The organism is Streptomyces lunaelactis, from assembly GCF_003054555.1.
Classification (GTDB): Bacteria; Actinomycetota; Actinomycetes; order Streptomycetales; family Streptomycetaceae; genus Streptomyces; species Streptomyces lunaelactis.
The window spans coordinates 1,403,738-1,415,985 of record NZ_CP026304.1; the positions used below are offsets into that span (position 1 = coordinate 1,403,738).

Here is a 12,248-nt window from a genome sequence, read left to right on the forward strand (position 1 = left end):
ACCGGTCCCACGTCAGTGACCCGCGCTGTCCACCACGGCCGACCACTCGTCGAGCAGCGCCTGCGCAGAAGCGTCATCGGGGCCCTCGGCCCACAAATGAGTGACCGCCTCCGCCGGATCCGGGAGCACCATCACCCAGCGGCCGTCGGTCTCGACGACCCGCACCCCGTCGGTCGTGTCCACATGCCGGTCCCCGGCCGCCTCGACGACCCGTCGCATCACGAGCCCCTTGACCGCCCAGGGCGTCGCGAGATCCCGCCGCAGCACGTGCGCCTTCGGAATGCGGGCGTCGATCTGGCTGAGTGTGAGCTGCGTACGGGCCACCAGGCCGACCAGCCGTACAAAGGCCGCCGAGCCGTCGAAGACACTGCTGAACTCCGGAACGATGAAGCCACCGCGGCCGTCGCCACCGAAGATGGTCGTGTCCTCGCGCCCGACGCGGGTCAGATCGTCGGGCGATGTGGTCGTCCACTCCACCTGTGTGCCGTGGTACGCCGCCACCTGCTCGGCGATCCTGGTGGTCGTCACGGGCAGCGCCACCCGCCCGCTGCGCCGTTCCGCCGCCACCAGGTCGAGCAGCACCAGCAGCGCGCGATCGTCCTCGACGATCCGCCCTCGTTCGTCGACCAGGGACAACCGCTCGCCGACCGGGTCGAAGCGCACACCGAAGTCCGCCCGCGCGGAGGCCACCATCTCACCCAGCCGCACCAGCCCGGACCTGCGCGTATCTGCCGACTCGGTGGGCCGGGACTCGTCGAGCCCCGGGTTGACCGTGAGCGCGTCCACCCCGAGCCGCCCGAGCAGGCTGGGCAGCACAAGGCCGGCACTGCCGTTGGACGCGTCGATGACGACCTTCATCCCGGACTCGGCGATCCCGGAGGTGTCGACGTTGCGCAGCAGGGAGCCGGTGTACGAGTCGAAGACGCTGGACGGGAAGTGCAGATCGCCGATCTCTCCGGGAAAGGCCCGCCGGTACTCCTGACGCGCGAACACCCGGTCCAACTTCCGCTGCCCGGCCTGCGAGAGGTCCGCACCCCGCTCGTCGAAGAACATGATGTCCACGGAGTCCGGCACACCCGGCGACGTTCGGATCATGATGCCGCCGGCACTGCCCCGCGCGGTCTGCTGCCGTGCGACGGGCAGCGGCACATTCTCCAGATCCCGTACGTCGATGGCACTGGTCTGCAGCGCCGAGATCACGGCCCGCTTCAGCGCACGCGCACCCCGGGAGTGGTCACGCGCCGTGGTGACAGTCGCCCCCTTCTTCAGGGTGGTGGCGTACGCACCGGCCAGCCGCACCGCGAGCTCCGGCGTGATCTCCACATTGAGGATTCCGGACACCCCACGCGCCCCGAAGAGATGCGCCTGCCCCCGCGACTCCCAGATCACCGACGTATTGACGAACGCGCCGGCCTCGATCGTCTTGAACGGGTAGACCCGCACATTGCCCTGAATGATCGATTCCTCGCCTACGAGGCACTCGTCACCGATCACGGCACCGTCCTCGATGCGCGCCGCACGCATGATGTCGGTGTTCTTGCCGATCACGCAGCCACGGAGATTGCACTGCTCCCCGATGTACACGTTGTCGTGGATCACGGCCTTGTGGAGAAAGGCGCCGCTCTTGATGACCACGTTGGACCCTACGACCGTGTGCTCGCGAATCTCCGCACCCGCTTCTACCTTGGCGTAGTCACCGATGTACAGGGGACCGCGCAGCACAGCGTCCGGGTGCACTTCCGCACCTTCCGCCACCCAGACACCGGGAGAGATCTCGAACCCGTCGAGCTCCACATCGACTTTGCCCTCCAGGACATCGGCCTGGGCCTTGACGTAGCTCTCGTGCGTGCCCACGTCCTCCCAGTAGCCCTCGGCGATATAGCCGTAGATCGGCTTGCCTTCCTTCATGAGCTGCGGGAAGACATCACCGGACCAGTCAACCGGAACATCGGCCTCGACGTAGTCGAACACCCCGGGCTCCATCACATAGATGCCCGTATTGACGGTGTCCGAGAAAACCTGTCCCCAGGTCGGCTTCTCCAGGAAGCGCTCGACCTTTCCCGCTTCGTCCACAATGGTGATGCCGAATTCCAGAGGATTCGGCACCCGAGTCAGACACACCGTGACCAGTCCGCCCTTCTCCTTGTGGAAGGCGATCAGGTCGGTGAGATCGAAATCGGTGAGTGCGTCACCGGAGATGACGAGGAACGTATCGTCCTTCAGCGCCTCCTCGGCATTCTTCACACTCCCCGCAGTGCCGAGTGGCTTCTCCTCGTTGGCATAGGTGAGCTCCATCCCGAGCTCTTCGCCGTCGCCGAAATAGTTCTTGACGAGTGAGGCGAGAAACTGCACGGTTACGACGGTCTCATTGAGTCCATGCCGCTTGAGCAACCGCAGCACATGCTCCATGATCGGCCGATTGGCAACCGGCAGGAGCGGCTTGGGCATACTCGAGGTCATGGGGCGAAGTCGAGTTCCTTCGCCACCGGCCATCACGACGGCCTTCATGTCGGAAGCGTCCTCCTTGAAGAGACGACGGTCTAGCCGACTTCACCCGCCCAAAGAGGCCCTCTGGCGTCATGTGCGGCGTGCGACACTGCACGGCACGACATCGACGAGGTCAATCGGCCACTGCGTCCGCCTTGACGAGTCGGCGGACCTGGACCACGTAGAGGATCCCTGCCCACCAATACAGAGTTGTACCCCATCCTGCGAACGCCCATCCGAAAATAGCACCCAGTGACGCAAGCCACCCGCTGCCATCACTGAGGAGCAGCAGGGGGAAGGCATACATCAGGTTGAACGTAGCCGCCTTGCCCAGGAAGTTCACCTGGGGCGGCGGATAGCCGTGCCGGCGGAGGATTGCCACCATCACCAGCAGCATCAGTTCCCGGGCCAATAGTGCCGCGGTGAGCCAGATGGGCAGGATCTCGCGCCAGGTCAGTCCGACCAGGGTGGAGAGGATGTACAGACGGTCGGCCGCAGGGTCGAGCAGCCGGCCCAGGTTGCTGATCTGGTTCCATCGCCTGGCGAGCTTGCCGTCGAGATAGTCGGTGACGCCGCTGAGCATCAGTACCAGCAATGCCCAGCCATCGCTGTTGGGACCCCCGAACTCGGGGCGGAGAATCAGCCACAGGAAGAGCGGCACACCAGCGAGGCGGGCCATGCTGAGGATGTTGGGGATGGTGAGTACCCGGTCCGTCTGAACGCGGGTCTCCTGGACCTCCACCCGGGGGCCTCCTGTGTGGAACGTGCCAACGATGCCCCCTGACCTTACCCGCAGCCCCGGCCGGCCCGTGCACAGGGGTAGCACCGCGGCCCTGAACGCAGAAAAGCCCCGCACCATAAGGTGCGGGGCTTTCCCACAATGATTGTTCGGCGGTGTCCTACTCTCCCACAGGGTCCCCCCTGCAGTACCATCGGCGCTGAAAGGCTTAGCTTCCGGGTTCGGAATGTAACCGGGCGTTTCCCTAACGCTATGACCACCGAAACTCTATGAAAATATCGATCCGGAACCCGGCCTCATGTGACCTATGAGGCGGTTCGACAGTTCGTTACTTCAGAACTGACACAGTGGACGCGAGCAACTGAGGACAAGCCCTCGGCCTATTAGTACCGGTCAACTCCACACCTTGCGGTGCTTCCATATCCGGCCTATCAACCCAGTCGTCTACTGGGAGCCTTACCCTCTCTAGGAGGTGGGAGTCCTCATCTCGAAGCAGGCTTCCCTTAGATGCTTTCAGCGGTTATCCTTTCCGAACGTAGCCAACCAGCCATGCCCTTGGCAGGACAACTGGCACACCAGAGGTTCGTCCGTCCCGGTCCTCTCGTACTAGGGACAGCCCTTCTCAAGACTCCTGCGCGCAGCGTAGGGACCGAACTGTCTCACGACGTTCTAAACCCAGCTCGCGTACCGCTTTAATGGGCGAACAGCCCAACCCTTGGGACCGACTCCAGCCCCAGGATGCGACGAGCCGACATCGAGGTGCCAAACCATCCCGTCGATATGGACTCTTGGGGAAGATCAGCCTGTTATCCCGGGTACCTTTTATCCGTTGAGCGACGGCGCTTCCACAAGCCACCGCCGGATCACTAGTCCCGACTTTCGTCCCTGCTCGACCCGTCGGTCTCACAGTCAAGCTCCTTGTGCACTTACACTCAACACCTGATTGCCAGCCAGGCTGAGGGAACCTTTGGGCGCCTCCGTTACTCTTTAGGAGGCAACCGCCCCAGTTAAACTACCCATCAGACACTGTCCTGATCCGGATCACGGACCCAGGTTAGACATCCAGCACGACCAGAGTGGTATTTCAGCGACTCCACACCACTGGCGTGGCCGCTTCAAAGTCTCCCACCTATCCTACACAAGCCAGACCGAACACCAATATCAAACTGTAGTAAAGGTCCGGGTCTTTCCGTCCTGCTGCGCGAGAGCATCTTTACTCGTAGTGCAATTTCACCGGGCCTATGGTTGAGACAGTCGAAGTCGTTACGCCATTCGTGCAGGTCGGAACTTACCCGACAAGGAATTTCGCTACCTTAGGATGGTTATAGTTACCACCGCCGTTTACTGGCGCTTAAGTTCTCAGCTTCGCACGCCCGAAAGCGCACTAACCGGTCCCTTAACGTTCCAGCACCGGGCAGGCGTCAGTCCGTATACATCGCCTTACGGCTTCGCACGGACCTGTGTTTTTAGTAAACAGTCGCTTCTCGCTGGTCTCTGCGGCCACCCCCAGCTCAAGGAGCAAGTCCTCTCACCAGTGATGGCCCCCCTTCTCCCGAAGTTACGGGGGCATTTTGCCGAGTTCCTTAACCATAGTTCACCCGAACGCCTCGGTATTCTCTACCTGACCACCTGAGTCGGTTTAGGTACGGGCCGCCATGAAACTCGCTAGAGGCTTTCTCGACAGCATAGGATCATCCACTTCACCACAATCGGCTCGGCATCAGGTCTCAGCCTTAATGTGTGACGGATTTACCTGCCACACGGCCTACACCCTTACCCCGGGACAACCACCGCCCGGGCTGGACTACCTTCCTGCGTCACCCCATCGCTTACCTACTACCACCTTGGGCCGGCGGCTCACCCTCCCTCAACTCCGAAGAGATCAGGGCGGCTTCACGGCCTTAGCATTAGAGGATTCAGTATTGGGCGTTTCAAAGCGGGTACCGGAATATCAACCGGTTGTCCATCGACTACGCCTGTCGGCCTCGCCTTAGGTCCCGACTTACCTGGGCAGATCAGCTTGACCCAGGAACCCTTAGTCAATCGGCGCACACGTTTCTCACGTGTATCGCTACTCATGCCTGCATTCTCACTCGTGTACCGTCCACCACTGCCTTCCGGCGCGGCTTCACCCGGCACACGACGCTCCCCTACCCATCCCAGCGGGCGTTGGCCCTATATGCTGAAATGACACGACTTCGGCGGTACGCTTGAGCCCCGCTACATTGTCGGCGCGGAATCACTTGACCAGTGAGCTATTACGCACTCTTTCAAGGGTGGCTGCTTCTAAGCCAACCTCCTGGTTGTCTCTGCGACTCCACATCCTTTCCCACTTAGCGTACGCTTAGGGGCCTTAGTCGATGCTCTGGGCTGTTTCCCTCTCGACCATGGAGCTTATCCCCCACAGTCTCACTGCCGTGCTCTCACTTACCGGCATTCGGAGTTTGGCTAAGGTCAGTAACCCGGTAGGGCCCATCGCCTATCAGTGCTCTACCTCCGGCAAGAAACACGACGCTGCACCTAAATGCATTTCGGGAGAACCAGCTATCACGGAGTTTGATTGGCCTTTCACCTAACCACAGGTCATCCCCCAGGTTTTCAACCCTGGTGGGTTCGGTCCTCCACGAAGTCTTACCTCCGCTTCAACCTGCCCATGGCTAGATCACTCCGCTTCGGGTCTAGAGCGTGCAACTCAATCGCCCTGTTCGGACTCGCTTTCCTGGCTTCCCACACGGGTTAACCTCGCTACACACCGCTAACTCGCAGGCTCATTCTTCAAAAGGCACGCAGTCACGACCCATTGAGTAAACTCAATGAGCGACGCTCCCACGGCTTGTAGGCACACGGTTTCAGGTACTATTTCACTCCGCTCCGTCGGTACTTTTCACCATTCCCTCACGGTACTATCCGCTATCGGTCACCAGGGAATATTTAGGCTTAACGGGTGGTCCCGCCAGATTCACACGGGATTTCTCGGGCCCCGTGCTACTTGGGTGTCTCTTAAACGAGCCGTATGAATTTCAGCTACGGGGGTCTTACCCTCTACGCCGGACCTTTCGCATGTCCTTCGCCTACCCATACGGTTTCTGACTCGTCTCACAGCCGGCAGACCGTGAAAAAGAGATCCCACAACCCCGTATGCGCAACCCCTGCCGGGTATCACACGCATACGGTTTGGCCTCATCCGGTTTCGCTCGCCACTACTCCCGGAATCACGGTTGTTTTCTCTTCCTGAGGGTACTGAGATGTTTCACTTCCCCTCGTTCCCTCCACACTGCCTATGTGTTCAGCAGCGGGTGACAGCCCATGACGACTGCCGGGTTTCCCCATTCGGAAACCCCCGGATCAAAGCCTGGTTGACGGCTCCCCGGGGACTATCGTGGCCTCCCACGTCCTTCATCGGTTCCTGGTGCCAAGGCATCCACCGTGCGCCCTTAAAAACTTGGCCACAGATGCTCGCGTCCACTGTGCAGTTCTCAAGCAACGACCAGCCACCCATCACCCCGCCCTCACAGGCGAGTTCACTGGGGCCGGCATCGCGAAGGTTCAGACTTTTCAGTCCGCACCCTCAGATACCCAACAGCGCGCCCGGCACGACCAGTCAGGATTCACGTTCCACGCCGAAGCAGTACTAGTGATCCCAACAGACCGTGCCGAATAGTCAACGTTCCACCCATGAGCAACCAGCACCGGACATTCGCCGGTGTTCTGGCCTCTGACCGAGCAGGCTCGGTAAGAAGTGCTCCTTAGAAAGGAGGTGATCCAGCCGCACCTTCCGGTACGGCTACCTTGTTACGACTTCGTCCCAATCGCCAGTCCCACCTTCGACAGCTCCCTCCCACAAGGGGTTGGGCCACCGGCTTCGGGTGTTACCGACTTTCGTGACGTGACGGGCGGTGTGTACAAGGCCCGGGAACGTATTCACCGCAGCAATGCTGATCTGCGATTACTAGCAACTCCGACTTCATGGGGTCGAGTTGCAGACCCCAATCCGAACTGAGACCGGCTTTTTGAGATTCGCTCCGCCTCACGGCATCGCAGCTCATTGTACCGGCCATTGTAGCACGTGTGCAGCCCAAGACATAAGGGCATGATGACTTGACGTCGTCCCCACCTTCCTCCGAGTTGACCCGGCAGTCTCCTGTGAGTCCCCATCACCCCGAAGGGCATGCTGGCAACACAGAACAAGGGTTGCGCTCGTTGCGGGACTTAACCCAACATCTCACGACACGAGCTGACGACAGCCATGCACCACCTGTATACCGACCACAAGGGGCACCATCTCTGATGCTTTCCGGTATATCAAGCCTTGGTAAGGTTCTTCGCGTTGCGTCAGATTAAGCCACATGCTCCGCTGCTTGTGCGGGCCCCGTCAATTCCTTTGAGTTTTAGCCTTGCGGCCGTACTCCCCAGGCGGGGAACAATGCGTTAGCTGCGGCACCGACGACGTGGAATGTCGCCAACACCTAGTTCCCAACGTTTACGGCGTGGACTACCAGGTATCTAATCCTGTTCGCTCCCCGCTTTCGCTCCTCAGCGTCAGTAATGGCCCAGAGATCCGCCTTCGCCACCGGTGTTCCTCCTGATATCTGCGCATTTCACCGCTACACCAGAATTCCGATCTCCCTACCACACTCTAGCTAGCCCGTATCGAATGCAGACCCGGGTTAAGCCCGGCTTTCACATCCGACGTGACAAGCCGCCTACGAGCTCTTTACGCCCAATAATTCCGGACAACGCTTGCGCCTACGTATTACCGCGGCTGCTGGCACGTAGTTAGCCGGCGCTTCTTCTGCAGGTACCGTCACTTTCGCTTCTTCCTGCTGAAAGAGGTTTACAACCCGAAGGCCGTCATCCCTCACGCGGCGTCGCTGCATCAGGCTTTCGCCCATTGTGCAATATTCCCCTGCTGCCTCCGTAGGAGTCTGGGCCGTGTCTCAGTCCCAGTGTGGCCGGTCGCCCTCTCAGGCCGGCTACCCGTCGTCGCCTTGGTGGGCCATCACCCCACCAACAAGCTGATAGGCCGCGGGCTCATCCTTCACCGCCGGAGCTTTCAACCTCTTCCCATGCGGGAAGAAGTATTATCCGGTATTAGACCCCGTTTCCAGGGCTTGTCCCAGAGTGAAGGGCAGATTGCCCACGTGTTACTCACCCGTTCGCCACTAATCCACCCCGAAGGGCTTCATCGTTCGACTTGCATGTGTTAAGCACGCCGCCAGCGTTCGTCCTGAGCCAGGATCAAACTCTCCATGAATGTTTTCCCGTAATCGGGATGAACACCACTTAGAGCGGAACAGTCGACTCGGAATAAGAGCGACTGTTCACAGCGTCCTCGCTGTGTCATTGCCTACCCGCCACAAGGGCCAGTAGGACTTTCAAAGGAACCTCAACCCACCGAAGTGGGCCGGGGTTGTCAATCTGGCGTTGACTTTTGGCACGCTGTTGAGTTCTCAAGGAACGGACGCTTCCTTCAGACCCTTTTCATCGGGCCCTCCGGGCGCTTCCCTTCGGTGTATCCGTACGCTATCAGGCTTTTTCGGTCTCCCCGACCACCCGCCCTGCGGGCATGCAGAGGTTTAGACCAGTTAGTATCTCGGCTTGATAGGTGCTGCCGACCCCCGACTCAAAGTCGCGTTGGGGTCAGGCAGGGGTACGACAGTACAGGCCGCCGGGAGACGAGGCAAATCGTTTCCGGTGCGTACCTAGGTCCGCCAACCGTCAGTTTTCGGGCGGAACTAGGACTTCTTGTGACTTACCCTTCTGAACAGTGCGTTGTCCTGGACAGGCAGTGACGGCGCCCTACGAATCTCCGCCCCTGGGAGGCTCCATGACCACAGTGACGTCCCCTCTTGCCGGACGTGCCATCGGACTCGCGACTGTGCCGGATCCGGTGTTCTCCGGTGCGATGGTCGGCCCCGGTACCGCTATTGATCCCGTGCGTGAGCCGTCGGAGGCCGTGGCCCCCGTTGACGGCATCGTCGTCTCCCTGCACCCGCACGCGTTCGTCGTTGTCGACGATCAGGGGCACGGCGTCCTGACGCACCTCGGCATCGACACTGTTCAGCTCAATGGCGAGGGCTTCGAGCTGCTCGTCAGCAAGGGCGAGACGGTTACTCGCGGTCAGGCTGTGGTGCGCTGGAACCCGTCGGCCGTCGAGGCTGCGGGGAAGTCCCCCATCTGTCCGATCGTGGCGCTCGAGGCCACGGCCGACTCCCTCTCCGACGTTCGCGAGGACGGCGACGTGAAGCCCGGCGACACGCTCTTCGGCTGGAAGTGACGCCGACGCCGCGAAACCGGCGAGTTGGACATCCATCGCGGCGGCACCGGCCGTCGCTCAATCGGAGACGGGTGACATGCAGACAACGCTGCGAGGCGTCGGCGTGAGCCACGGTGTGGCGATCGGCGAGGTTCGGCACATGGGTACGGCGGTCCTGGAGCCGCCGGCCAAGCAGATTCCGGCGGAGGACGCGGAGCGCGAACAGGGGCGTGCCCGCAAGGCCGTGGAGGCTGTGGCCGCCGACCTGATTGCTCGGGGCAATCTGGCGGGCGGTGAGGCGCTGCATGTGCTCGAGGCGCAGGCCATGATGGCGCAGGACCCTGAGCTCATGTCCGATGTGGACCGGCGTATCGCCGTCGGCAGCACCGCTGAGCGTGCGGTGTACGACGCGTTCGCCTCGTACCGGGCGCTGCTGGCGGGTGCCGGCGAGTACCTGGCCGGACGGGTCGCCGATCTCGATGACGTTCGGAACCGTATTGTGGCGCGGCTGCTCGGTGTGCCGATGCCGGGTGTACCGGACAGCGACGAGCCGTATGTACTGATCGCGCGCGATCTCGCGCCGGCGGACACGGCGCTGCTCGACCCGGCGCTGGTGCTCGGCTTCGTCACCGAGGAGGGCGGGCCGACGAGTCACAGCGCGATCCTGGCGCGGGCGCTCGGGGTCCCCGCCGTGGTGGCGCTGCCGGGCGCGGGTGAGCTGGCCGAGGGCACGCTGATCGCGGTCGACGGCAGCACGGGCGAGATCTTCGTGGAGCCGAGCGAGGAGAAGCGCGCCGAGATGGAGCAGGCCGCGGCGGCGCGGAAGGCGGCGCTGGCCGCTTCGAGCGGGCCGGGTGCCACGTCGGACGGTCACAAGGTGCCGCTGCTGGCCAATGTCGGCGGTCCCGCCGATGTGCCGGCCGCGGTGGAGGCCGGTGCCGAGGGCGTCGGGCTGTTCCGTACGGAGTTCCTCTTCCTCGACGACAGCAAGCAGGCGCCGTCCGAGGAGAAGCAGGTCGAGTCGTACCGCAAGGTCCTCGAGGCGTTCCCCGAGGGCCGGGTGGTCGTGCGGGTGCTGGACGCCGGTGCGGACAAGCCGCTCGACTTCCTGACTCCGGCCGACGAGCCGAATCCGGCGCTGGGTGTGCGCGGGCTGCGCAGCCTGCTCGACCACCCCGAGGTGCTGCGTACCCAGCTGACGGCGCTGGCCAAGGCTGTCGAGGGTCTGCCGGTGTACCTCGAGGTCATGGCGCCGATGGTGGCCGACCGTACCGACGCCAAGGCGTTCGCGGACGCGTGCCGCCAGGCCGGGCTGCGGGCGAAGTTCGGGGCGATGGTGGAGATCCCGTCCGCCGCGCTGCGGGCACGTTCGATCCTGCAGGAGGTCGAGTTCCTTTCGCTGGGGACCAATGACCTCGCGCAGTACACCTTTGCCGCCGACCGTCAGGTGGGTGCGGTGTCGCGGCTGCAGGATCCGTGGCAGCCGGCGCTGCTGGATCTGGTGGCCCTGTCGGCCGAGGCCGCGAAGGCCGAGGGCAAGAGCTGTGGTGTCTGTGGTGAGGCTGCCGCCGATCCGCTGCTGGCGTGTGTGCTGACCGGTCTCGGTGTGACCTCGCTGTCCATGGGTGCGGCCTCGATTCCGTACGTTCGGGCGACGCTGGCGAAGTACACGCTCGCCCAGTGCGAGCGTGCCGCCGCGGCGGCGCGTGCCACGGACACCGCCGATGAGGCCCGCCTGGCCGCGCAGGCCGTGCTCTCCGGCGAGTAGCAGGTGCCCAGTAGGTGGTTGAAGGGGCTTCCTGCCCGGTGGGCAGGAAGCCCCTTCGGCGCTCAGTGGTGGTTCTCCGGGTCGTCGGTGGTGATGTCGAAGCCCGCGCAGTACTCCACACCGGGCTCGGGGGAGATCGGCTCGCCGGTGACCGCGTCGGTGCAGTAGGCGCTGAAGACCTCGCCCGCGGTGAGCGGCAGCAGCCGGCCCTGGTGGAGTCGCCAGCCGTGCAGGTGGTCCGGGGCGCCGGGGGCGCTCGTACGCAGCACTGCTCCCCCGGGGCTCTCCAGGGCGATGCCTGCCGCGAGGACGGTGACGAACTCCGCTCCCTCGGACGCGTCCAGCTGTGCGGGGGCTCCCTCGGCGTGGAGGACGGCGAGGAGTTGTTCGTCGGGGGCCTGGACGCTGCAGACGAGGTGGTGTGTGCCGGGGCCTGCCTCTTCGAGCAGTCGCATCAGGATGCGGGAGGCCCGGTCGAAGGCGGCCCGTCCGATGTCCTGGCCGCAGTCGGCGCACTCCCCGAGGTCGGCGAGGAGCATCGTGGCGTACTCCCACGTGGCTTGGCGGACAGCCTTGTTGATGAGCTGGGGCACGAGGCTGTCGAGGTGCTGCCCGGTGTACGGGACGCTGGCGCCGCGGCCGGTGATTTCCGCGGTGAAGCGGCTGCGGCTCGCGGCCGCGTCGGGGTCGAGGCCCGCTTCGGCGCAGAATTCGGTGAAGTCCTCCGGGTCGAAGAGGGCGACGGTGGTGTGCAGTTGCCGGGAGGCGAGGGATTTCAGCAGGGCGTCGATCTGCTGGAGATATCGCGTGTGGTCGTCGAAGGTGAAGGTGCGGTACCGGCGCATGGCGGTGAAGTCCTGCTCGTCGGCCAGGAGGCCTACGGTGCTGGGGACTTCGCGGCGCAGGGTGCGGCGCACGGACGCGTCGTTCCTGGGCCGCTTCTTCCGCCGGTCCCGCTGGATCTGCTTGGACTGCCTGGTGTGCGCCATGACTCCCCC

General features: G+C 63.1%; 5 protein-coding genes and 3 rRNA genes. 2 read left to right on the forward strand and 6 right to left on the reverse strand.

Going from position 1 to position 12,248, the window contains the following annotated elements; all coding sequences use genetic code 11:
- Positions 1–12 precede the first annotated feature (12 nt).
- The 5 genes from SLUN_RS06125 to SLUN_RS06145 all read right to left on the reverse strand — a co-directional run bounded on the left by SLUN_RS06125 (position 13) and on the right by SLUN_RS06145 (position 8,480).
- Positions 13–2,508, reverse strand: a complete 2,496-nt coding sequence (locus tag SLUN_RS06125; protein WP_108147518.1) for a mannose-1-phosphate guanyltransferase — start codon at positions 2,506–2,508, stop codon at positions 13–15.
- 112 nt (positions 2,509–2,620) lie between these two features.
- Positions 2,621–3,229, reverse strand: coding sequence for a cardiolipin synthase ClsA (gene clsA / locus SLUN_RS06130; protein ID WP_108147519.1), 609 nt, complete (start codon positions 3,227–3,229; stop codon positions 2,621–2,623).
- A gap of 144 nt (positions 3,230–3,373) precedes the next feature.
- Positions 3,374–3,490 (reverse strand): 5S ribosomal RNA (rrf, locus tag SLUN_RS06135).
- 99 nt (positions 3,491–3,589) lie between these two features.
- Positions 3,590–6,674 (reverse strand): 23S ribosomal RNA (locus SLUN_RS06140).
- Between the two features lie 302 nt (positions 6,675–6,976).
- A 16S ribosomal RNA gene (locus SLUN_RS06145) occupies positions 6,977–8,480 on the reverse strand.
- The 16S, 23S and 5S rRNA genes sit together here, the layout of an rRNA operon.
- A gap of 573 nt (positions 8,481–9,053) precedes the next feature.
- Between SLUN_RS06145 and SLUN_RS06150 the strand changes: the two genes are divergently transcribed.
- Positions 9,054–9,503, forward strand: a complete 450-nt coding sequence (locus SLUN_RS06150) for a PTS sugar transporter subunit IIA (RefSeq protein ID WP_108147520.1) — start codon at positions 9,054–9,056, stop codon at positions 9,501–9,503.
- A 76-nt stretch (positions 9,504–9,579) separates the two neighbouring features.
- The gene (gene ptsP, locus SLUN_RS06155; RefSeq protein ID WP_108147521.1) at positions 9,580–11,250 is read left to right on the forward strand and encodes a phosphoenolpyruvate--protein phosphotransferase; all 1,671 of its coding nucleotides are present in this window, start codon (positions 9,580–9,582) and stop codon (positions 11,248–11,250) included.
- Between the two features lie 62 nt (positions 11,251–11,312).
- Here the strand turns inward: ptsP and SLUN_RS06160 are convergent, their stop codons facing one another.
- A complete protein-coding gene (locus SLUN_RS06160) occupies positions 11,313–12,239 on the reverse strand; it encodes a DUF8829 domain-containing protein (RefSeq protein ID WP_108147522.1) in 927 nt (308 codons plus the stop codon).
- Positions 12,240–12,248: the final 9 nt, after the last annotated feature.

Bases quoted from the DNA above. Each gene is read 5' to 3' on its own strand.
- SLUN_RS06150 (WP_108147520.1), top strand. From the start codon at position 9,054: ATGACCACAGTGACGTCCCCTCTTGCCGGACGTGCCATCGGACTCGCG.
- SLUN_RS06160 (WP_108147522.1), bottom strand. From the start codon at position 12,239: ATGGCGCACACCAGGCAGTCCAAGCAGATCCAGCGGGACCGGCGGAAG.
- SLUN_RS06125 (WP_108147518.1), bottom strand. From the start codon at position 2,508: ATGAAGGCCGTCGTGATGGCCGGTGGCGAAGGAACTCGACTTCGCCCC.
- ptsP (WP_108147521.1), top strand. From the start codon at position 9,580: ATGCAGACAACGCTGCGAGGCGTCGGCGTGAGCCACGGTGTGGCGATC.